Consider the following 22,213-nt stretch of genomic DNA (forward strand, 5'->3'; position numbering starts at 1 on the left):
TTTATTTTTTGCAATATTGGTTGGATTGTTCCACCGGGTATTTTTTGTCTAAATCAATATCGTTAAAACCTTTGCCGGTTCCCCATGAAAAAAGCTTTTCAAAAAAAGGAAGCAGTTTACTGTCTTTTATTTTGTCCAGAAAATAAATTTCGTGTTCTTTCTCTTTGATGCCCATTTCGTACAACGCTTGGTCGTATTTGGTAATCCCTAACGAATTAAAAAAATGCATCATTCGGAAATACTCGCAAACGTTACCGCTTTCCAATCTTCCGGCAAAATAGAATGGCATAAACCAACCGATAACATAACAACTGCCCGAAATCACTTTGCCAATCACATGAAATTTAAATTCATACCATTTGGAAATGGAAATGTCAAAATCGTTCATGATTTCCAGCACTTCTTTTCTATGATTCCACTCGTCAATTTCAATTTGGTGAATGGCGGCTTTTTGCACTTTATCTTTTACTGAACCGGCATGACCTTGATAGGCGAAAGCAGCTGCTTTTTCGGCAGAATAAGCTTTTTTTAACAGGTCTACTAATTCAGGATGGTTTAGCATTTAGTCTATCGATTTTACTACCGCTTTTTCGGCTTCTTTCCGTGTTCCGTCAAAACCATCAATCCCGGAAACTGTGGTGTATTTCAATACATATTTTTTGCCCGGATTTACTCTTTGGTAAACACTTTGGCACATCAAAGTCGCTTCGTGGAAACCACAAAGAATCAACTTCAATTTGCCCGGATAAATATTGACATCACCGATGGCGTAAATACCTTCGATATTGGTTTGATAGTCTAAAGCGTTGTTCACTTTAATCGCATTCTTCTCGATTTCTAATCCCCAATTGGCGATAGGCCCTAGTTTTGGCGTCAACCCAAAAAGCGGAATAAAATAATCGGTCACGACATTCATGCGAGCGCCGTTAACTTCAATATCTACAGATTCGATTCGTTCTGAACCTTTGAATCCGACAACCTCTCCGGGAGTAATTAACTTTATTTTTCCTGCCGATTTCAATTCTTGCACTTTTTCAACAGAGTCTAAAGCGCCGCGAAATTCATTTCTTCGGTGTACCAAAGTCACTGAAGACGCTACATCAGAAAGGAAAATACTCCAATCCAAGGCAGAATCGCCACCACCGGAAATCACGATGTTTTTTCCTCGGTATTTTTCAGGATCTTTGACGAAGTAATCCACGCCACGATCTTCTTTTTCGTAAAATTCTATGTCTTTCAGAATTGGTTTTCTTGGTTCAAATGTTCCCAAGCCACCGGCAATCGCAATCGCTTTAGCTTTATGCTTAGTACCTTCATTGGTGGTTACAATAAAACTGCCATCTTCCAATTTTTCAATGGTTTCGGCGGTTTGTCCTAAGGTAAATCCGGGTTGGAATTGTTTGATTTGCTCCATTAAATTGGTCACCAAATCACCCGCCAATACTTCCGGATAACCGGGAATATCGTAAATGGGTTTTTTGGGATACAATTCTGCTAATTGTCCTCCGGGTTGTGGCAAAGCGTCAATTATGTGGCATTTTAATTTTAATAATCCTGCTTCGAAAACAGTAAAAAGTCCTGTTGGACCGGCACCGATTATTAGTATATCTGTTTCAATCATTTTTTGAGGTTCTGAGGTTCTAAGGTTCAAAGGCGCTAAGGTCTTTAAACCGGAACTTTTATTTTATGATTTTTGTCATGTTCAGCACGAATGCGTTAGGGATAGAAGTGGAAATCCTTTTTAGGATTGCCCTGAAGCGTAGCGAGAGGGAAATCATGAAAAGATTGCAACGAATAGCCCGACCCCGATAGACAAAAACAAGTTTGTAGAACGTAGTTTTTGCTAATCGTGGGTAACGCCCAACTAAGCTACGTTCTCCACTGTTTCTATTTGTGGTGCGTATTTTTTAATCGTTGTTTCCACACCGGCTTTCATCGTGCTGATGCTCAAACTGCAAGAAGTACAAGCGCCCTGAAGACGCACTTTCACATGTTTATCATCCTCGATGGAAACCAAACTAATATCGCCGCCATCGGAATTCAGAAACGGTCTGATTTCGGCGAGTGCTTTTTCGATGTTTAAAACCAATTCTTCGTTTGTCATAATTTAGACATTTTAGATTTTCAGATGGTTAGACATTTTAGAGGGTTAGATTTTTCCTAAGAAGTCTAACCCTCTAAAATGTCTAAGCAGTCTATTTTTTATTTACTGCCGAACATCCGGCCATCGTTGTGATTTTGATTGCTTCGGTTGGTGGTAAATCATTATTTCGGTTTACCGTTTCCTGCACTACATTTCTGGTGATTTCTTCAAAAACTTTTTCAATTACAGAAGCCGTTTGCAACGCTGCCGGACGACCGTAATCTCCAGCTTCTCGAATGCTTTGTACCAATGGCACTTCGCCAAGAAATGGTACTTGCAAATCTTCCGCCAGGTTTTTAGCGCCTTCTTTTCCGAAAATATAATACTTGTTGTTTGGCAATTCTTCCGGTGTGAAGTATGCCATGTTTTCTATAATTCCCAATACCGGAACGTTGATGCTGTCTGATAGAAACATCGACACACCTTTTTTCGCATCTGCTAAAGCTACGGCTTGCGGTGTACTAACGACAACAGCGCCGGTAATTGGCAAAGATTGCATAATTGACAAGTGAATATCTCCTGTTCCCGGAGGTAAATCGATTAGCATGAAGTCTAATTGTCCCCAATCGGCATCAAAAATCATTTGGTTCAACGCTTTCGAAGCCATTGGTCCACGCCAAATCACTGCCTGACTCGGAGAAGTAAAGAATCCGATGGAAAGCAATTTGATTTCGTAGCTTTCGATTGGTTTCATTTTAGATTTTCCGTTCACTTCAATCGAGATTGGTTTTTCATTTTCAACATCGAACATAATCGGCATTGATGGCCCGTAAATATCCGCATCAAGGATTCCAACTTTGAAACCCATTTTGGCTAAAGTCACGGCTAAATTTGCAGTAACGGTTGATTTTCCAACGCCGCCTTTTCCTGAAGCTACCGCAATAATATTGCTGATACCCGGAATGGCTTTGCCTTTGATCTCATTAGGATTTTGTGTTGGCGTTTCCACTTTGATATTGACTTTTACGTCAGCATCCGGAGAGAATTTTTCGTGGATTAATTTCTTAATATCGTCCTCGGCACGTTTTTTAATGTGCATCGCAGGCGTTGAGATTACTAAATCAACTACGACTTCGTTGCCAAAAGTGATTACGTTTTTTACCGCGCCGCTTTCGACCATATTTTTTCCTTCGCCTGCAATAGTAATGGTTTCTAAAGCCGCTAAGATTTCTTTTCTATCTAGTTTCATTCGAATTATAATTATGCTTTCAGTTGCGTTTATTTAAACTGAATTTAGATTGCAAAGATAATACGAAATGTTTGGAAACAATCGTTAAAGAATTGAAAATATTGATGGAAAGATAAGCAAATAACGTTTACAGTACATTTCCTTGAATGAGGCTTATTTTAAGCGCAATGTATTGTTGTTGGAGCTCATTTTTAAGCAAATCATACTCGGTGGAAAGCCATTGATTTTTCACTGCCGAAAAGACTACGGCATCGATAGTTCCCGAAGTAAATTTGGCCTGCGAAGTTCGAAAAGAAGCCTCGGCAAAGGTTTTCATTTGCTGTAGTTTGGCATACAATTGCGCGTAATTGTTTTTGTTTTGGTTCTCGATATCGATTTGGTTTTTGACTTTTAGCTTTTCTTGTTCAATGACAAATTTGGATTTTTCGGATTCGATTTTGGTTGCAGAAACTCTTTTATTATTTCGGAAACCGTTGAAAACAGGCACATTTAGTTGAATGCCGACTTGGTGATTTTTGTTATCACTGATTTGTTTGTTGAAATTATCCACAATAACATCCGGCTGATTTAGCGGTTTGTAGTAGAAAGTAGAAAAACCGTAATAAGTGGTCAAACTCGGCAAATTATTGGCTCTTTCGAGTTTGGTTTCTTTTTGACTGCTTTGGTAATTGAGTTCAGCAAACTTGATTTTCGGATTGGAAATTGCCGTTGTTTCCGCTAGATTATTGGTTCCGATAAAGTTCTCTAAAACGACCTCAGCCACCGAAATGTTTTCCACATTCATCAACTGAAAAAGTTGTGTTTTTTGAAGTACCGATAACTGTTCGGTTTCCATTATTTTCATTTCCTCTTGGGCAAAACTGAGTTGCATGTCGTATAAATCGCTTTTGGGTTTACTCCCAATGCTGACTTCCTTTTGCACTCGATCTAAATTGAACTGCGAGTTTTTGAATTGCTCTTTTTGAATCTTTAATAATTCCTGAGTAAACAATGCTTGATAATAGCTTTCAAGGATTTGGAGTTGGTATTCGTTTTCAATGACGGCTAATTGGGCTTTTGATTTTTCGATATCAATTTTAGTTTTTTGCGCCGTAGCGAAAGCTTTGAAATCGATTAAATTCATTTGGGCATTCAAAAAGAAATTATCGTTTTGGATATTGGAACTCACTCTTCCGTTGGTTGACGGATCGATGGTTGAACCAAAATTATAGCTCTGATTTCCGGTAAACGAAACCGATGGCAACATTTGGTTTACCAAAGAATTGTGTTCTTTGTGCGCCTTTTTGACACTGAGTTGCTGTAGCTTAATTTCAATGGAATTCTTCATCGCTTCAGCAATGCATTTCTGCAATGGCCAGGCATTATCCTGACCAAATACAGAAGGGCAAAACGTATAAAGTAAAACGATTAAAAAAGCTTTTTTATTCATATTTCAAGTATTTCAAAACGTCTAATCTTGTGGCTTGATAAGCTCGGGAAAGCACAACTATCAAGGTTAAAATCAATAAAACAATAAATCCAACAACAAACGGAATAAAACTGATTTCTATTCGGTAAGCAAAATTGTCCAACCATTTATTAAGCAAATAATACACCGGAAATAAAGCGATTGCAAAACCTATCAGACAGAAAATGATATATTGCTTGGACAGTTCTTTGAGCAAAACAGCTGTTTCGGCACCTAATGTTTTTCGGATGGCGATTTCTTTCATTCTTCGTTGGATTGAATAAGAGGCTAAGGCAAACAATCCAAAAAGAGCAATCAGAATGACGATAAAATTCAATAGCGAAAAAAGGTTTCTCTGCTTTACATAAGTTTCAAATGTTCGTGCGAAGGCTTTATCCACAAAATCATATTCAAAAGGATATTCATTATCTACATTTTTTAACCAAAATTTTTCAATATCGGCAATAGTTTGTTCCATGTTTTCACCGTTTACTTTGACATGTATTCTACTGGCATTTCCCAACATCCAATCGATAGTTTTAAAATGAAAGAAAACCATCGGTGGCACTTCAGATTGAGGACTGAAAAGATTGAAATCTTTGACTACTCCAACAATCTTTAACTTCTCCCCATTCCATTCAACTTCCTTCCCTATTGGATTTTTCTCCTTCATCATTTTTAAAGTTGTTTCATTGACCAACATTGCATTAATGGTGTCAGAAGCAAACTTGTCGGAGAGATATCTTCCTTCTTTTAGTTGTATTTTCATCATTTCGAGCATCCCGAAATCAATACCCATATTTTGCCCTTGAATGGTTACCTCATTGTATTCAAAACTAGACGAAGAACTTGAATCACCTCCGAAAGAAAACGAGCCAGTGGAAACCTGTTCAACACCTTTTATTTTTGACACTTCATTTTTGATGGTATAATATCGACTGAATAATTTTTTCATATAATCTTTTTCTCTCCAGTCATAGGTGTTTCTATATCTAACCGAAAGTACTTGTTCTCCTTTAAAACCTAAATCTTTGGTGTTCAGATGTTGAACTTGCTGGTAAACAATGTAAGATCCGATGATAAAAAAAGTAGCAATAGAAAACTGTAGAATCAACATACCATTGCGCAACCAAACGCCGCTTTTACTTCTGCCAAAATTACCTTTCAACACTTTTAATGTTTCAAAATTGGCGACATAAAACGCCGGAAAAACGCCGGCTACTGCTATAGTAAAGAAAAATATCCCTATTAATTGAAGGTAAAACTGTTCGCCGTGAATGATTAATTTTTTATTTAAAAACTCGTTGTAATAAGGCAAAGACAACTCAACGATAACTAAAGCTAACAATATTGAAAACAGCGTTATTAAAGTAGTTTCGAATATAAACTGTTTGATAATGTTAACTTTTGAAGCACCTAAAATTTTTCGAACCCCAACTTCCTTGGCTCTTTTGATAGCATTGGCAGTAGCCAAATTGATATAATTTACGATAGATAAAATCAAAATTAAAATTGACAATCCAACCATAATTAATAGGAATTGATAATTGCCTCTTCCTTCGGCATAACCGTCAACAACGGAATGTAATCGTGCGTTCGCCAATGGTTCTAAAATTATCCCTGTACTTTCACTTCCATTTTTTTTAATCCATTCTTCTAAGGTAATCCCTTCATCTTTGGCCCATTTTACGGCTCTGTTTTCAAACAAAATCTTTTCCATACGGGAAATAACCTTGTCTTTGTCTGCTGGATTTTTAAATTTCAAAAGCAAGCCATGATTGAAATTGCCCCAATGATTTGCATTCTCTTTTAATTTCGGTTCAATAAGATTAGTAACTGCCATTGGTGCCATCGAGGATTTTCCCGGAATAGTGTAAACACCTCTAACAACAAGAGTTCTGCCGGAGTAACGAACTTCTTTTCCCATAGGATCATCGGAACCAAAAAGTCGTGCCGCGGCATCCTCAGAAATAGCAATAGCGTTATTGTCTTTAAGAGCCGTTTTTGCTGATCCTTTTGAGAAATTGAAAGGAAAAAACTCAAAAAAAGTATTCTGCGCATCTGTAATTCTTAAAATTTCCTTTTTGCTTTTGTACTGTACAATCTCCTCATAATACCAATTTTCAAGGTAACAATACGCTTCTAACTCAGGAAAAGATTTTTTAAAATAGGGTTCAAATGCCGCAACATTGCTAGCCCAAACCATATCTTTTGAAACCTGACTAATCGATTGAAAGACTGTATCTTTTTCCGGATTCCAGTCGTTATAACTTTGTTCGTCATTCCAATATAGTATCGCAAAAATTAATCCTGCGATTCCGATACTCAATCCCAAAACATTTAAAGCTGTGAAAAGCTTGTTGTTTTTGATTTGGAATAAAAATATATGCAACCAATTTTTAATCATGATTATGTTCGTTTTTTGATGATGATTTGATGATGATTATCTTTTATTCACAGAACCCGATGAACTTTTTTCTACATTTACCTGTAATGGATTGCCGTAATAATTGATATCGGCACTCGACGAAGCTTTTGCTTCCAGCGATTTTGAAGCATATACATTAATGTCAGCCGAACTACTGGCCGTTGCCAAAACTTCTTCTGCCAACAATTTATCAGTATTACAAGTTGAGGAACTGCTCGATTTAATGTTAAGCTGGATTGTTTTTCCGTTAAGGTCAACATCTGCCGAACTACTGGTTTCTACTGCTACAGTTTTAGCTTCGACTTCACCTTTAAAATCCCCGCTGGAAGAAGCATCAATCGATATACTATTGCAATTAAATTTGCCCGAAACACTTCCCGATGAACTTACTGCAATGTCAACTTGGTTGGCGGAATTTGTGTTTTCCATTTTAATATTGGCCGAAGAACTGGCCTTTATTGATTGCAAAGACGGACCGGAAACAAAAACCTTTAACGTCTTAAAATTTACATTGTTGTTGTAATTTTTTTTCTTTCTTTTATTGTTACTGTTATTCTCCGAATAAGTATCAATAAAAATTTTTAGTATTCCACCTTCAACTTCTGTTTTGATAAACTTCATTTTTTCGTTGTCATCGGTTTCAACTTTTATACTATTGGTGGTAGAAACGGTATAAAACACGGCTATGCCTTGAGACGCTTTTAACTTTGAAAATTCGGCTACAGTTCGACTTTCCGATACTTGGGCAAAGGCCATTAAACTCAATAAAAATGCGGTTGTGGTTGCGATTACTTTTGACATGATTTTTTTATTTTAAGATTATTATTTTAAGATACGAGAACATCTACATTTCTATTATTGGTTTTTTCCGAAAGGATCATTCCGTCTTTCATAAAAATGGTTCTTTGGGAAAAAGAAGCATCATAATCAGAATGCGTTACCATCAAAATAGTCGAGCCGTTAGCGTGTAAATCAGTTAATAGTTCCATTACTTCATTGCCGTTTTTACTGTCCAAATTTCCGGTAGGTTCATCGGCCAAAATAATTTTAGGATCATTGATTAGCGCTCTGGCTACGGCTACTCTTTGTTGCTGTCCGCCCGAAAGTTGCTGCGGATAATGTTTCAATCGATGTGATATACCTAGTCGTTCTGCTATTGATTCAACTTTTTTCTTTCTTTCTGAGGCGGCAATATTATTGTAAATCAACGGCAATTCAATGTTGTCAAAAACCGAAAGTTCATCAATCAAGTTAAAATTTTGGAAGATGAAACCAATGTTTTGCTTTCTGATTTTAGATTTTTCCTGTTCTTTAACACCAATCATTTCCCGATTAAGGAGTTGATAATTACCGGATGTTGCGCTGTCTAAAAGCCCAACCAGATTTAAAAGGGTCGATTTCCCGCTTCCTGACGAACCCATAATGGTGACAAATTCGCCTTGATTGATTGTGATTGAAACTTCGCTGAGTGCTTTGGTCTCTACTTCTTCGGTTCTGTAAACTTTAGAAAGATTTTTGATTTGTATCATAGTATTCGTTTTTTGATTTTATTCAATATTTAATATTTCCGCTTCCAAATAATCTTTATAAGAGGAAGTGATGACTTTTTCCCCGGGTTTCAACCCTTTGCCGATTTTGTAATACAATGGATTTTCTCCGTCAATTTCTATATTTCTTCTTTCTGCTTTATTTCCATTGACTACAAATATCCATTTCCCTGAGGTTTCCTGATAAAAACTGCCTTTGGAAAGCACTATTGATTTTGCTTTTTCGGATAAAATCAATCGCACGGCAAAACTCAATCCTTGCTGTAAATCTAAATTTTCCGTGCTTGTAAAATTCAGCTCCACTTGAAATTTTCCGCCTTTGATTTCCGGAATGACTTTAGCAATTAAAACTTCTACTGCTTTTCCGTTAAAATCGACAGTTCCTTTTTGACCTTGGGTTACTTTTGGCAAATAAAATTCATCTACGTCAGCCAATAATTTATAGCCTTTCATCACATCGATTTTTCCCAACGTTTGTCCTTGTTGGTAGGTTTGTCCCAAAACAGGTTCAAACGATGACAATCTTCCCGAAAGTGGCGCAATCACTAAGAAATTTTTTTTGTTGGTTCTCAAAACACCCAAGCTTTTTTCCATAATACCAATCGACTGATTAAGTTGCCCAATTTGAATTTGATTGGCTTGCTTTTCTTTGGTGACACTTTGTTTGATAATGTTCATGCGTTCTTTTTGAAAGCGAAAATTTTCTTGTGTTTTCTCCCATTCGTTTTTGGCTAAAATTTCTTGGTCGAATAACTTCTTGTTCAAATCATATAAGTTTTTCGCATCCTGATAATCGTGTTCAATAGCGATTAAATCTTTGGCCAAATTCAGTTCTTGATTGCGTAAATCCAGTTTGGCTTTGTTCAAATTATTGATTTGTTCGATGATGGCCGTTTCCTGTTGCATGTAATTCAGTTCCGTATTCGGATTGTATAATCTTGCCAAGGGTTGGCCTTTGATAACCCTATCGCCATTGCTGACAAAAATTTCCTGAACCGAACCACCTTCGACTATATTCACCAACATCGAATTCATTGGTTCTACTCGCGCTTGAAACACCATAAAATCCTCAAAGAAATCCTCTTCCACGGTTTTGATGCTTATCTCGCTTTTCTTTACGTTAAAACTTCTTTTTTTGGTAATCATAGAAAAAGCACCGTAACCCAAAATCACAATTGCCAAAACTGCGATGGTCAGATACTTTTTTTTGTTATTTTTACGATTGATGACAGTGTCCATTTTAATTACTTTGACAGGTGTAACAGCAATTTTGTGCCAAAGTTTTAAAAACTATAACTTTCTGATTTTATGAATATTACAAACCAATCTAAATTTCAAGTGTTCACTATCGAACACCATTTGTGCGAAACCGAACAGTGATGAAATCGCCTCGAAAGTAAACTAGAAATAAAAAATACGGAAAAGCGATTACATGTTCCAATAAAAAAGCAAATATTAGCTCCACATGAAAAAAACGAACGCCAACATATTAGTTATCGACGATCAGGAAGACATTCTTTTTGCGGCAAAAATGCTTTTGAAAAAACATTTCGAAACCATTTTTACACTCAACAACCCTAAAAATGTACTTCGATTGTTAGCAGAAAACGAAATTGACGTTGTGCTTTTAGACATGAATTACCGCATTGGATTTGAAGATGGTCGCGAAGGTTTGTATTTTTTAAAAGAGATTAAAACGCTTTCACCTAAAACCATTGTCATTCTAATGACGGCTTTCGGGAAAGTAGAAACTGCTGTCGAAGGTTTGAAAAATGGTGCTTTCGACTATGTTTTGAAACCTTGGGAAAACGAAAAGTTAGTTGAAACCGTAAAACAAGCCGTTGAAGAATCGAGGAAAACCAAAAAGAAAACCGACAAAGAACCAATTATGGATTCGTTTTTTATTGGCGATTCTATGAGTATAAAAAAAGCCTATGCTTTGGGTGAAAAAGTAGCCAAAACCGATGCGAATGTCTTGGTTTTAGGCGAAAACGGCACCGGAAAATTTGTGATGGCGCAATACATTCACCAACAATCTGAACGAAAAAACAATGCTTTTGTTCATGTAGATTTGGGTTCATTAAACGATAATATTTTTGAAAGCGAGCTTTTTGGTTATGCCAAAGGCGCTTTTACCGATGCTAAAAACGACACTGCCGGAAGATTCGAAAATGCACAAAACGGCACTATTTTCTTAGACGAAATCGGGAATGTTCCTTTGCATTTGCAATCGAAATTATTGCAAGTCATTCAAACCAAAACCGTCACGCGTTTGGGCGAATCAAAACCTCGTCCGTTAAATGTTAGAATTATCACGGCTACGAATCTAAATTTGAAGGATGAAGTAACTCAGAAGAATTTTCGTGAAGATTTGTATTATCGCATCAACACTATGGAAATCACGTTACCTTCGCTTAGAGATCGAAAGGAAGACAAAGTCGCATTGGCCCAATTTCTTTTGGGAAAAATCATTGCAAAATATGACCGAAACGAAATTATTTTCAGCGAAAAAGCATTGGAACAAATTGAAAAACACGCTTGGAACGGCAACATTCGCGAAATGGAAAACCGAATTGAGCGAGCCGTAATTCTATGTGAAAACAATACGATTTCGGCTTCCGATTTGGATTTGGAACAGGTTACTTTTTACGAAAATCGCGAGGACATTCCGCTTTCGGGTGTGGAGAAAAATACGATTGAAAAAGTGTTAGCGAAACACCAATACAACATCAGCAAATCGGCGGACGAACTCGGTTTGTCGCGTGCTGCTTTGTACCGTCGAATGGAAAAATACAACATCAGCAATTCCTAATGTTCAAAAACCAAAAGATATATCATTTGCTGTTTTTTAGGCTGATACTGATTTTAAGCAGTGTTGGTTTGAGTGTTTTTCTTTTTTCTCGTGCGTTGGTTTATACCGGTTTATTTTCTGCTTTTATTTCGTTTTTATTCTTGGTGGAAATGTTTCTTTTTTTACGCAATGCATTTTTGCTTTACGACCGAACGATTGCTTCGATTTTGCAAAATGATTTCTCTTCAGATTTTTCCAAACACAAATCGTATCATAATTATTCCAGTCTTTTTCAGTTGTATGGAAAACTCAAAGAAAAACAGCACGAGCAGCTTTCGAGAGACATTATATATCGTTCCATTTTAAACAATATCGAAACAGGAATTATCATTCTGCAAAAGGAAAATAGCGATTGGAACATCTTTTTAATGAACGATTATTTTTCGAAACATTTTGCCGTTCCGAAAGTTTCTAAATGGCATTATTTGAAAAACCAATTGCCATCGCTTTGCGAAATAATTGAAGCACAAGGCTTTCAGGAAATGAAGCATTCATTGCAAATCAGAGTCAACAAACAAGACACGCAAACCTTCATCATTCAGACTTCCGCAACGAAAACCTTTGATCAAGAATACTATATTATTTTGCTTGACAGTATTCAAAAAGTCGTGGAGAAAAAAGAAAAAGAAGCTTGGATCAATTTGATGAAAGTCATTTCGCATGAGTTATTAAATTCGTTGACGCCTATTCGTTCGCTTTCTCAAAATCTGAATGAATTGGTCCAACAGGAAAACCTTTCGGCAGAAGATTTGGAAGACATCAAACAAAGTGTTGCGACGATGCACAACCGCAGCAATCACTTGCAGGAATTTGTAGAAAGTTATCGAAAACTGGCCATGTTGCCTTCGCCTAAAAAAGAAAAAACAGAATTATCGGAATTGGTTGAAAACTGTATAAAAATCATGCAGCCATTGTTTAAAAAAGAAAACATTACAATGACCAATGCGATTAATTTTAAACGATGGATAATGGTTGACAGTAACCAAATGGAGCAAGTTTTTATCAATTTACTGACCAACAGTATGTATGCTTTGGAAGAGAAAGCAATCAAAGAAATTACCATCAGTGCCGAAGTCAAGGAAAAACGTATTTACCTCATCATCAATGACACCGGAACCGGAATTGATGCCGAAATTGAAGATAAAGTTTTTCTTCCGTTCTTCACTACCAGAAAAGACGGCGCGGGAATTGGCTTGACTTTATCCAAAAATATTATTGAAGCGCATGGCGGTTATTTGGCGTTTGAAAATGGAGAAAACGGGACGAAGTTTACGGTTTGTTTGTTGGAGTAATAATTAAGGATCAACATGCCAGTTTATCATTTGGTTAGAATCATAATCTAAAAAATCCAAATTTTTGGAAATTTCAAAAGGCACCGGTATAAGGGAATTTGATAAATTTCTATTATAATATATTACATAAGGCTTATTATCAAATTGAGATTTATGAATATAACCTGTAAATTCGTTAGAATAATAGATGTTCTTTTTGTTCGCGAATTTGACTCTCAATTTGGTTTTAAAATCCCCGTGATATTTTATGATTGAACTTCCCATATATTTTTTGGAAAACAATAACGGACTTGGGCTTGGAATACAACTAGCAATACCTAATCTTTTTATAAATTCAATAGGTTTCCATTTTCCGTCACTGTCTTTCGCTTCCTGAATCATGAATGTCCCTGTCACCGCATTGTTTCTTGAATTATTGTAAATCAACACAGGGTAACATTCAACAAAATTATCTTCCAACTTTTTAATATTGGTACGATAGGAAGCCATAAGCTTTTCTTCTGATTCTTCAGAATAAAGAGTAGACTTATTCCATTTTGGATAATAATAGTTTTTGTAGTGAATGCTTTTCCTACTTATAGTGTAAGTTGTATCTACTATAACTTTTAAATCCATCCGCGGAATGACTGTATCTTTTGCAAATGGAAGCTTTATATAATTTTCATTCAACGCCCAACCACCATAAATGGGTCTTTTTTCTTTTTTTATATCGATTACCTTTTCATAAGGTTGATAAATGTGGGTTGTATCATCTGTGCCATTTGTAAAATTCCAACCAAACATATTAGGTCGAACGCCTAACATTTCTTTGGTATTCACTTGGATAACATCGTCTTGCTCAGAAACTAAAAATTGCGGATATGGGCTTTGCTCCTTTTTTGAACAAAAAGAAAACAATAGAACAAAGAATATGCACAAAAGTTTTTTCATAAACTGCCTACTGCTACTGATTACTGCTGACTAATTTCAGGTTGCCAAAAATGCTTCTCAAAATCTACAATTTGATTATCAACAACTATAATCCCTTCGTTTTCGAGTAGTTGTTGCATTAAATTGGTTCCTTCAAAATGGTGTTTTCCGGAAAGCACTCCGATTCTATTCACCACCCTATGTGCCGGAACATCATCTCTACCGTGACAAGCATTCATTGCCCAACCAACCATTCGAGCGGAACGTGCTGTGCCTAATGCTCTGGCAATCGCGCCATAAGAAGTGACTTTCCCTTCCGGAATTTGGCGTGCAATCGCGTAGACTCTTTCGAAAAAATTATCTTCCATGATTAATGATACAGCAATTTGATCAACGTAACTACAGCCATAAAAGTTGTGACAGAACCAATGACGATGTTAATGTTTTGCATCAAGAATTCGGTCTTTTTTTCAATCTTTTTGAAGGCAACGATATAGAGGTAAAAAACACTAAACGAGCCCAAAACTACTCCAATCACAAAAGAAGAAACCGGAATTTTATCAAAACTAAAATAACCTGCTGCGGCCAAACCCATACTGGCAAAAACGTAGAACGGAATGGGAAGCAAGTTTAACATGGACAACAACATCCCAAAAAAGAAACGATTGGATTTTCCTTTGACCGTTTTATGGGCTTTTATCTTTTTAGGCTTTTTGGCTATCCAAAAAAAATAAATACTCAAACCGGAGAAAATGAAGATGCCGATTTCTTGTAAAGTAGCGACAATTTCATCATGATTGCTGATGAATCGGGCAAACATCACAGCGATAAAAGTTTGGAAAAAAACTACAGTACCAGCACCGGCAGCAAAGCTAATGGCTTCTATTTTACTCTCTTGCAAACTGATTTTCGCCGCCGTCATATTGATTAAACCCGGAAGTATAACCGCTAAAAACGAAATGCAAAAACCCAACACAAGAGGCAAAATAAAGGTCATCTATTTGATTTTGAAACGAATATACGTAATTGCTTTGTTGATTTCCAAATATTGTTTTTCGTAAAACGTTTGGATACCGATAACTTCTTCCGGTGCGCCTTCGTTTTTGTAGACATTATGGTTGGCATACAAAACTTCATGTCCTTCGCCGTGTAGTAATCCAAGAGTATAACCGTGCATAAATTCGCTGTCGGTTTTAAGATTTACAACGCCATCCGGTTTTAAAATTCTTTGGTACAATTTCAAGAACTCACTGTTGGTCATTCGGTGCTTGGTGCGTTTGTATTTGATTTGCGGATCGGGGAAAGTAATCCAAATTTCGGACACTTCATGCGTGGCAAAAATATCTTCGATTAATTCGATTTGCGTACGAACAAAAGCCACATTGTGCATTCCTTCATCCACTGCTGTTTTTGCGCCACGCCAAAATCTCGCGCCTTTGATATCAATGCCGACAAAGTTTTTATTCGGATATTTTTCGGCTAAGCCAACGGAATATTCGCCTTTGCCACAACCTAATTCGATGATGATAGGATTGTCGTTTTTGAAGAAATCACTATTCCATTTCCCTTTTAACGGAAATTCTCCGCCTACTACTTCTTCTCTCGTTGGTTGGAAAACATTTTGAAAAGTTTCGTTTTCCTTAAATCGTTTTAATTTATTCTTACTGCCCACAAACTTTAAATTTTTTGGTAAAATTAAGGAAATAAAAATCAGTACAAATAAAGTTTTGATAATGTTTAAGTAACCTAATTGTTTCAGCAAAATCCTTTCTTTGAAAAACTTATTTATTTTGAAAAAAAGAAAAGTAGAAGTTGTTGTTATTTCGGATGTTCACTTAGGAACTTATGGCTGCCATGCCAAGGAATTATTGGCCTATTTATCTTCTGTCAAACCTAAAATATTGATTCTAAACGGAGACATTATTGACATTTGGCAATTTAGAAAATCTTACTTTCCGGCTTCACATTTAAAGGTGATTAAGAAAATTATTTCGTTGAGTTCCAAAGGCACCAAAATCTATTATTTAACCGGAAACCATGATGAATTCTTGAGAAAATTTACCGATTTGCATCTTGGTAACATGAGTTTACTCAACAAATTGGTTTTAGATTTAGATGGCAAAAAAGCTTGGTTTTTCCATGGAGATGTCTTTGATGCGTCAATCAATCATGCTAAATGGTTGGCAAAACTTGGCGGTTGGGGTTATGACATGCTGATTTTAATCAATCGTTTTTTAAATTGGATTTTGGCTAAATTCAATAAAGAACCTTATTCGTTATCCAAAAAAATAAAGGACAACGTTAAATCGGCAGTGAAGTTTATCACAAATTTTGAAAATGTTTGTACCGAATTGGCGATAGAAAATCATTATGATTATGTAATTTGCGGACACATACATGAACCTAAGATTTCATCGGTGGAAAACGAAAAAGGAAAAACAACCTATCTGAATTCGGGCGATTGGATTGAAAATTTGACCGCTTTGGAATACAATAATAAAAAATGGAAATTGTATAAACACAACCCAAATGATTCGTTTTTAGAAGACGAACCTCATTTTGAATACGAAGACAAATTGGCTGAACAATTTATCAGCATTTTGAATAAATAATTAAAAATAATGTCAAAAAATATACTCGTTGCGCCATTAAATTGGGGTTTAGGTCACGCCACTCGTTGCATTCCGATTATTCGTGCATTAGAACAATATGGCTTTACGCCTATTATTGCTTCGGATGGTATTGCTTTGAAAATTTTACAAAAAGAATTTCCTCATTTAGAATCATTGGAACTGCCTTCCTACGAAATTGAATATGCTAAAGACGGTGCAGATTTTAAATGGAAACTGATTAAAAACAGTCCGAAAATGATTCAGGCTATTTTTGAAGAAAAGAAATTAGTCAAAGCATTAGTCAAGCAATACGATTTAAAAGGGATTATTTCCGACAATCGTTTGGGTGTTTACAGTAAAAAAGTGCCTAGTATTTTCATAACACACCAACTCAATGTTTTATCCGGAAAAACCACTTGGATTTCTAGTAAACTGCATCAATATTTCATTGGTAAATTTACTGAATGTTGGATTCCGGATATGAAAGAGCAACCTAATCTCACCGGGAAATTAGGACATTTGAAAAACAGTGACTTATCATTAAAATATCTTGGCCCGTTGAGTCGTTTGGAGAAAAAAGAAATGGAATCCAAATACGAGTTAATGGTCATTCTTTCCGGTCCGGAACCTCAGCGTACAATGTTGGAAGACAAATTAACTTTCGAACTTCAAAACTATTACGGCAAGATTATTTTTATCAAAGGAAAAGTCGAAAACGAACAGAAAGTTGATGTCATTAAAAATATCACCTATTATAATTTCATGACTTCCTCCGAAATTGAAACTGCTTTTAATGAAAGTGATATGGTACTTTGTCGTTCGGGCTATACGACTGTAATGGATTTGGCGAAATTAGAAAAGAAAGCGTTTTTTATTCCGACACCGGGACAATTTGAGCAGGAATATTTAGCCAAAAGATTCAAAAGAAACGGTATTGCTCCGTATGCCAAACAAGAAGATTTCAGAATAGAAAATTTACTGGAACTAGGGTTGTACAAAGGATTGCCTCAACTGAATGAAGCCGTAAATTGGAAGCAATTATTTATACTTTTCAAGAGTGAATGAAAATTCAGAACCTTTCCCGAATTCGCTTTCCACATAAATTTTTTCGCCGTGCGCTTCAATTATATGTTTGACAATTGACAATCCGAGTCCGGAACCGCCTTCGCTACGCGCGCCGCTTTTATCCACTCTAAAAAAGCGTTCAAACAAACGCGGAATGTATTGTTTTTCGATGCCTTCGCCGTTGTCTCTAAAACGCACTATGATTTTATCGTTGACTAAATCTTCAATCGTCACTTCGGTTGTGCCGTTTTCTTTACCGTATTTGATGGAATTCATCACCAAATTGGTCAATACTTGTTGGATTTTTTCCTGATCAGCAAAAACTTTAATCGGTTTACTGTACTTTCGGTCGAACATCAAGATAATATTCTTTTTATCGGCTTTCATTTCCAATAAATCGAAAACACTTTGAATCAATTCGACAATGTTAAACTTAGACAATTCGAGATTCAAATCACCGGTTTCCAGTTTGGAAATCATGTCTAAATCTTCGACGATATAAATTAGTCTCTCTACGCCTTTTTCTGCACGTTCCAGATATTTTTTGCGAACGTTTTTATCATTTATGGCGCCATCCAACAAAGTAGAAAGATATCCTTGAACCGTAAACAAAGGTGTTTTTAATTCATGGGAAACATTGCCTAAGAACTCGCGACGGTATTCTTCACGCACTTTGAGGGTTTCGATTTCCATTTTCTTATCGGTGGCAAACTTTTTTACCTGTTTGGTTAAAGTGGCCATGTCGGTCGTAATAGGTTGGTTTCGAAAAGAAGTGGATTCTAAAAGGGAAACATCGTCGTAGATTTTTTTTACTCTGCGATAGATAAAATGCTCAACTCGGTATTGGATTACGAAGAATGAAAAAATAAAAATACAAAAGGCAAAAACTAAACTGATTTGCCAATCAAATTTATGGAAAAAAAACCACAATAATAATCCAAGAAAACCAGTAGCAAAAACTGTAATATAAGAGGATGAAACTACAGCAAAACGATAAGTTTTCTTGAAATTTACTTTCATTTACACTTCTAATTTATAGCCAACACCTTTGATGGTTTTGAATAATTCTTCGCCAATTTTTTCGCGAAGCTTTCTGATGTGAACATCGATAGTTCTTCCGCCAACGATGACTTCATTGCCCCAAACTTTATCGAGAATTTCTTCGCGTTTGAATACTTTTCCGGGTTTGGAAGCTAAAAGATAAAACAATTCAAACTCTTTTCTTGGAAGTACAATTTCTTTTCCTTCTTTGATTATTTTATATTCTTCGCGATTGATTTCAATGCCGCCAACGTTGAGTGTTTCTGAATTTTGTTCCTCATTTTTCAATCGGCGTAATAAAGCCTTTACTTTACTCACCAATAATTTTGGTTTGATCGGTTTGGTGATGTAATCATCGGCACCGGCATCAAAACCCGCTACTTGAGAATAATCTTCGCTTCGAGCGGTTAAGAAAGTGATAATTACATTGCTTAATTCCGGTAGTTTGCGAATGTTTTCACAAGCTTCCATACCATCCATTTCGGGCATCATTACATCCATAATGATCAGCTGTGGTAACTCTTTTTTAGCTTTTGTAATGGCTTCTTTTCCATTGGTAGCGGTTACAATTTGATATCCTTCTTGGGAAAGGTTGTAGCCCACAATTTCTAGGATATCCTGCTCATCATCTACTAATAAAATCTTGATGTCTTTTTTTTTCATACGGACACGATTGTTTTTTGTCGATGTAAATGTAAAGATAATACAAAATGATTACATACAATGAAACTTGAGTTAACCGTAATTTAATCTGTTAACAATTTGGTAATGTCTAGCCAACAAAATGGTAATAATGAAGTAACATGACCTTTACAATGCGGTGGTTTCTTTGCACCAAAATTAAACAAGACAAAATGAGACTTAAATTTATTGTTACTTTTTTACTTATCAATGTTATCGGATTTGCCCAAAACAAAGGAACTATCACCGGTACATTAACAGATAAAGATTTAAACAACGAACCTTTACCTTTTGCTAACGTTATGATTAAAGGTACAGCAATTGGAGTGACTACGGATGAAACCGGAAAATACACAATCGCCATTGAAGCGGGAACCTATACCATTCAATTTACCTTTGTAGGATATGAAACTATAGAAGAGCAAATTGTAGTTAAAGCTGGCGAAACGCTTACCATCAATAAAGCATTAGGCTCTGGAAGTTATCAGTTACAAGATGTGGTAATTCAAAATACAGTTAGCCGTGAAAAAGAAACTGCCTTATTATTGGAACAGAAAAAAGCGGTGGAGATCAAACAAAGTATCGGCGCACAGGAAATGTCTAGAAAAGGAGTTTCAACAGTAGAAGAAGGATTAACTAAAATCTCCGGAATTACAAAAGTAGAATCGAAAGGTTTGTTTATCCGAGGATTGGAAGACCGTTACAATAATTTATTACTTAATGGATTGGCTGTTCCTTCAAATAGTCCATTTAAAAAAATAATTCCTCTAGACCAATTTCCAACAGATGTTGTGGGTTATATGGATGTTTATAAAACTTTTAATCCTGACATTTATGGTGATTTCGCCGGTGCAACTATTGATGTTATTACGAGTCAAACTCAGGAAAGTCAAACCAAAATAAGTTACGGTGTTGGTTATACTACTAACAACAACGGAAGTGATTTTTTAATTTCTACGGATGCTGACAATACTAAAAGTTTTTTTGGTTTTGGTGGAAAAGAACGTCAATTGCCTTCGGGATATGGCGCTATTCCTAACGGAAGAATTGACAACGACTATAAATCAAGTTGGGATGTTAACAAAACTACATCACCTTTAAACACTAGTTTTGGTGTAAGTCATTCAGGGAAATTTTATTTGGGGAAGAATAAGAACAAACTGAACTATGTATTCGCCACTAATTTTGACAACACCTATCAAGTTCGAAAAGGAGTTGACAGAACCTTTTCACAAGGTCAAGGTATTTACGACAATAATTTGGTGAAAGAAGAGTATAAATTTCAAACGCAATCTTCAGTATTAGTTGGTTTACAGTACAAAACAGACCGCATAAAGCTATTATACAATACCTTATATTTGAAATCAACCGAAAATATTGTACAAGACCAAGTAGGTTATACCAGAACAGCAGTAGACAATCCAAACGAATTTATTCGATTAAACCAATATGAGCAATCGGATTATTTTACCAATCAATTTTTTGGAAACTACAAAATTACAAGTGATGATAAGCATTCGGTAAGAGGTGGTTTGTCTTTTACCAGAACCAAATACAGTCAACCGGACCGAAAATTCATCACCGGAACTAAAATCAGCGAAACTGAAATCAACACTCAATACGGTAGTAACAACTTATTGCGTCAGTTTTTCAATATTGACAACAATTACCATATGTCAGGTAATTTAGAATACAACTATAAATTTGGCAAAAGCGAAGACAAAAAACACAAATTCTCTTTCGGATATAATGGTTTTGCGGAATACATGGTGTCAAAATTCAGATTTACTTTTGGTGTGCCAAACTCAGGTGCTACACCATACAACGTAGTAGTGAATGATATTGACCAAGCGATTCAAGATGATATTGCCAGCAACTTTCTTTCGTTTACGGAACAATCTTCTGCCGAATGGAAAACTAAAGTAATGCAAAGAGCCGATGCTTTGTACACTAAATTTCTATATAATTTTTCTGAAAAACTGGAATTTAACATAGGACTTCGGGCAGAGAATACAATCCGTGAGTACAAATTCAAATCGATTGTGGACCCAATTAGTAATCCTTACAGAAAGAAAACCAACGAAAATCTGTACATCTTACCTTCTATCAATGTTAAGTATGCTGTTAATGACAATAGCAATCTTCGTTTCGCAGCTTCCAAAACGTATACAAAACCGGTACTTTTTGAAAGTTTAGATATCAACTTAATCAACGCTGACGGAACAACTGAAAGAGGTAACTCAAATATTGAAAACAGTGAAAATTACAATATTGACGTAAAATTTGAATTGTTTCCAACCAAAAACGAATTATTTGCTGCCACTTTATTTACCAAATACATTGACAATCCAATAGAAAGAACGGTTCAAGCAAGTGCTACCGGAAGCGGACAAACCATAACTTATTTCAATAATAAAAGTGCCACACTTTTCGGTGCCGAGTTCGAATTCCTTGTTCAATTGAGTCGTTTAAATAAAAATCTTGAAGGTTTTTCCTTTGGAACCAACACTTCTTTCATGATTACGGAAGCGACAGTTGACAAAAACCGTGATGGCTATTTTGACACTTTTGAAAAGAGAAAATTACAAGGAGCTTCAAGTTGGTTAATCAATTCCGATTTAAAATATGAATTCCTTTTAAATCCAAAGTGGAAAAACACGACTTCATTGGTATATAATGTTTATGGCGAAAGAATCTATGCTGTTGGTGTTGCCGGTAATGACCATATCTATGAAAAACCTTTTCACAAACTGGATTTTGTATGGGGAAGTACTATCAATAAAAAATGGGATATCAAATTTTCGATAGACAATATTTTGAATCCTACTTATAAAAGAGAATTGGGAGACAAGAGCGAAATTAGTATCGACGAATCTTCACTTCTGTTAGAAAGTTACAAAAGAGGTATAGGATTCTCAACCAGTTTATCTTATACATTCTAAAAAGTAAAAGAACTCTTCGGAGTTCTTTTTTGTTTATGATAAGGAAACATTGGTTTTACAATTAAA

General features: G+C 35.8%; 20 protein-coding genes. 5 read left to right on the forward strand and 15 right to left on the reverse strand.

Annotated features, from left to right (window positions below; translation table 11 throughout):
* Nucleotide 1 precedes the first annotated feature (1 nt).
* From B3C16_RS02405 to B3C16_RS02445, 9 genes are all read right to left on the reverse strand, one after another.
* Nucleotides 2–562 (reverse strand): ferritin-like domain-containing protein, encoded by a 561-nt coding sequence (locus B3C16_RS02405; RefSeq protein ID WP_121312536.1) that lies wholly within the window; start codon nt 560–562, stop codon nt 2–4.
* Nucleotides 563–1,621, reverse strand: a complete 1,059-nt coding sequence (locus tag B3C16_RS02410) for an NAD(P)/FAD-dependent oxidoreductase (RefSeq protein ID WP_121312535.1) — start codon at nt 1,619–1,621, stop codon at nt 563–565.
* A gap of 243 nt (nt 1,622–1,864) precedes the next feature.
* A complete protein-coding gene (locus tag B3C16_RS02415) occupies nt 1,865–2,104 on the reverse strand; it encodes a NifU family protein (protein ID WP_291128425.1) in 240 nt (79 codons plus the stop codon).
* Nucleotides 2,105–2,195: 91 nt separating this feature from the next.
* Nucleotides 2,196–3,332, reverse strand: coding sequence for an Mrp/NBP35 family ATP-binding protein (locus tag B3C16_RS02420; RefSeq protein ID WP_121312533.1), 1,137 nt, complete (start codon nt 3,330–3,332; stop codon nt 2,196–2,198).
* A gap of 127 nt (nt 3,333–3,459) precedes the next feature.
* Complete coding sequence (locus B3C16_RS02425; RefSeq protein ID WP_291128428.1) at nt 3,460–4,761, reverse strand: TolC family protein; 1,302 nt, start codon at nt 4,759–4,761, stop codon at nt 3,460–3,462.
* On the reverse strand, nt 4,754–7,186 hold the full coding sequence (locus tag B3C16_RS02430) for an ABC transporter permease (protein WP_291128430.1): 2,433 nt from the start codon (nt 7,184–7,186) through the stop codon (nt 4,754–4,756). The genes B3C16_RS02425 and B3C16_RS02430 overlap by 8 nt, the downstream gene beginning before the upstream one ends.
* Before the next feature lie 36 nt (nt 7,187–7,222).
* Nucleotides 7,223–8,008, reverse strand: coding sequence for a head GIN domain-containing protein (locus tag B3C16_RS02435; RefSeq protein ID WP_291128432.1), 786 nt, complete (start codon nt 8,006–8,008; stop codon nt 7,223–7,225).
* Nucleotides 8,009–8,034: 26 nt separating this feature from the next.
* Nucleotides 8,035–8,736 (reverse strand): ABC transporter ATP-binding protein, encoded by a 702-nt coding sequence (locus tag B3C16_RS02440; protein ID WP_291128434.1) that lies wholly within the window; start codon nt 8,734–8,736, stop codon nt 8,035–8,037.
* Nucleotides 8,737–8,754: 18 nt separating this feature from the next.
* Nucleotides 8,755–9,993, reverse strand: a complete 1,239-nt coding sequence (locus tag B3C16_RS02445) for an efflux RND transporter periplasmic adaptor subunit (RefSeq protein WP_291128435.1) — start codon at nt 9,991–9,993, stop codon at nt 8,755–8,757.
* A gap of 226 nt (nt 9,994–10,219) precedes the next feature.
* Here B3C16_RS02445 and B3C16_RS02450 point away from each other — a divergent pair, with 226 nt between their 5' ends.
* Together B3C16_RS02450 and B3C16_RS02455 are read left to right on the forward strand one after the other, a co-directional pair.
* Nucleotides 10,220–11,566, forward strand: coding sequence for a sigma-54-dependent transcriptional regulator (locus tag B3C16_RS02450; RefSeq protein WP_121312528.1), 1,347 nt, complete (start codon nt 10,220–10,222; stop codon nt 11,564–11,566).
* Nucleotides 11,566–12,897 (forward strand): sensor histidine kinase, encoded by a 1,332-nt coding sequence (locus B3C16_RS02455; protein WP_291128438.1) that lies wholly within the window; start codon nt 11,566–11,568, stop codon nt 12,895–12,897. Before B3C16_RS02450 ends, B3C16_RS02455 begins: the two co-directional genes overlap by 1 nt.
* 3 nt (nt 12,898–12,900) lie before the next feature.
* Here the strand turns inward: B3C16_RS02455 and B3C16_RS02460 are convergent, their stop codons facing one another.
* The 4 genes from B3C16_RS02460 to trmB form a co-directional block, all read right to left on the reverse strand.
* Nucleotides 12,901–13,716, reverse strand: a complete 816-nt coding sequence (locus B3C16_RS02460; RefSeq protein WP_291128440.1) for a hypothetical protein — start codon at nt 13,714–13,716, stop codon at nt 12,901–12,903.
* Between the two features lie 131 nt (nt 13,717–13,847).
* Nucleotides 13,848–14,177, reverse strand: coding sequence for an MGMT family protein (locus B3C16_RS02465; RefSeq protein ID WP_199717194.1), 330 nt, complete (start codon nt 14,175–14,177; stop codon nt 13,848–13,850).
* Entirely contained in the window at nt 14,177–14,803 is a 627-nt protein-coding gene (locus tag B3C16_RS02470) for a lysine transporter LysE (RefSeq protein ID WP_121312524.1), read from the reverse strand. Before B3C16_RS02470 ends, B3C16_RS02465 begins: the two co-directional genes overlap by 1 nt.
* Nucleotides 14,804–15,478, reverse strand: coding sequence for a tRNA (guanosine(46)-N7)-methyltransferase TrmB (gene trmB, locus B3C16_RS02475; RefSeq protein WP_291128442.1), 675 nt, complete (start codon nt 15,476–15,478; stop codon nt 14,804–14,806).
* A 118-nt stretch (nt 15,479–15,596) separates the two neighbouring features.
* Here trmB and B3C16_RS02480 point away from each other — a divergent pair, with 118 nt between their 5' ends.
* Nucleotides 15,597–16,418, forward strand: coding sequence for a UDP-2,3-diacylglucosamine diphosphatase (locus tag B3C16_RS02480; protein ID WP_291128444.1), 822 nt, complete (start codon nt 15,597–15,599; stop codon nt 16,416–16,418).
* A 9-nt stretch (nt 16,419–16,427) separates the two neighbouring features.
* On the forward strand, nt 16,428–17,483 hold the full coding sequence (locus B3C16_RS02485; RefSeq protein ID WP_121312523.1) for a glycosyltransferase: 1,056 nt from the start codon (nt 16,428–16,430) through the stop codon (nt 17,481–17,483).
* Here B3C16_RS02485 and B3C16_RS02490 read toward each other — a convergent pair.
* Both B3C16_RS02490 and B3C16_RS02495 read right to left on the reverse strand, forming a co-directional pair.
* Nucleotides 17,457–18,503: a sensor histidine kinase gene (locus tag B3C16_RS02490; protein WP_121312522.1), complete on the reverse strand. Its 1,047-nt coding sequence runs from the start codon at nt 18,501–18,503 to the stop codon at nt 17,457–17,459. The genes B3C16_RS02485 and B3C16_RS02490 overlap by 27 nt on opposite strands.
* Nucleotides 18,504–19,187 carry a response regulator transcription factor gene (locus B3C16_RS02495; protein WP_121312521.1) on the reverse strand — a complete coding sequence of 228 codons (684 nt, stop codon included), beginning with the start codon at nt 19,185–19,187 and terminating at the stop codon, nt 18,504–18,506. It abuts the gene before it with no gap.
* 191 nt (nt 19,188–19,378) lie between these two features.
* On the opposite strand from B3C16_RS02495, the gene B3C16_RS02500 reads away from it, so the two are divergent.
* The gene (locus tag B3C16_RS02500; protein WP_291128449.1) at nt 19,379–22,147 is read left to right on the forward strand and encodes a TonB-dependent receptor; all 2,769 of its coding nucleotides are present in this window, start codon (nt 19,379–19,381) and stop codon (nt 22,145–22,147) included.
* Nucleotides 22,148–22,213: the final 66 nt, after the last annotated feature.

The organism is Flavobacterium sp. UBA7682 (genome assembly GCF_002482945.1).
GTDB lineage: Bacteria > Bacteroidota > Bacteroidia > Flavobacteriales > Flavobacteriaceae > Flavobacterium.

What these genes read in the sequence shown, in the direction of transcription:
- B3C16_RS02415 (WP_291128425.1), bottom strand. Translation starts at nt 2,104, where the DNA reads ATGACAAACGAAGAATTGGTTTTAAACATCGAAAAAGCACTCGCCGAA.
- B3C16_RS02435 (WP_291128432.1), bottom strand. Translation starts at nt 8,008, where the DNA reads ATGTCAAAAGTAATCGCAACCACAACCGCATTTTTATTGAGTTTAATG.
- B3C16_RS02405 (WP_121312536.1), bottom strand. Translation starts at nt 562, where the DNA reads ATGCTAAACCATCCTGAATTAGTAGACCTGTTAAAAAAAGCTTATTCT.
- B3C16_RS02445 (WP_291128435.1), bottom strand. Translation starts at nt 9,993, where the DNA reads ATGGACACTGTCATCAATCGTAAAAATAACAAAAAAAAGTATCTGACC.
- B3C16_RS02410 (WP_121312535.1), bottom strand. Translation starts at nt 1,621, where the DNA reads ATGATTGAAACAGATATACTAATAATCGGTGCCGGTCCAACAGGACTT.
- B3C16_RS02485 (WP_121312523.1), top strand. Translation starts at nt 16,428, where the DNA reads ATGTCAAAAAATATACTCGTTGCGCCATTAAATTGGGGTTTAGGTCAC.
- B3C16_RS02430 (WP_291128430.1), bottom strand. Translation starts at nt 7,186, where the DNA reads ATGATTAAAAATTGGTTGCATATATTTTTATTCCAAATCAAAAACAAC.
- B3C16_RS02455 (WP_291128438.1), top strand. Translation starts at nt 11,566, where the DNA reads ATGTTCAAAAACCAAAAGATATATCATTTGCTGTTTTTTAGGCTGATA.
- B3C16_RS02495 (WP_121312521.1), bottom strand. Translation starts at nt 19,187, where the DNA reads ATGAAAAAAAAAGACATCAAGATTTTATTAGTAGATGATGAGCAGGAT.
- B3C16_RS02440 (WP_291128434.1), bottom strand. Translation starts at nt 8,736, where the DNA reads ATGATACAAATCAAAAATCTTTCTAAAGTTTACAGAACCGAAGAAGTA.
- B3C16_RS02500 (WP_291128449.1), top strand. Translation starts at nt 19,379, where the DNA reads ATGAGACTTAAATTTATTGTTACTTTTTTACTTATCAATGTTATCGGA.
- B3C16_RS02425 (WP_291128428.1), bottom strand. Translation starts at nt 4,761, where the DNA reads ATGAATAAAAAAGCTTTTTTAATCGTTTTACTTTATACGTTTTGCCCT.
- B3C16_RS02450 (WP_121312528.1), top strand. Translation starts at nt 10,220, where the DNA reads ATGAAAAAAACGAACGCCAACATATTAGTTATCGACGATCAGGAAGAC.
- B3C16_RS02470 (WP_121312524.1), bottom strand. Translation starts at nt 14,803, where the DNA reads ATGACCTTTATTTTGCCTCTTGTGTTGGGTTTTTGCATTTCGTTTTTA.
- B3C16_RS02490 (WP_121312522.1), bottom strand. Translation starts at nt 18,503, where the DNA reads ATGAAAGTAAATTTCAAGAAAACTTATCGTTTTGCTGTAGTTTCATCC.
- B3C16_RS02420 (WP_121312533.1), bottom strand. Translation starts at nt 3,332, where the DNA reads ATGAAACTAGATAGAAAAGAAATCTTAGCGGCTTTAGAAACCATTACT.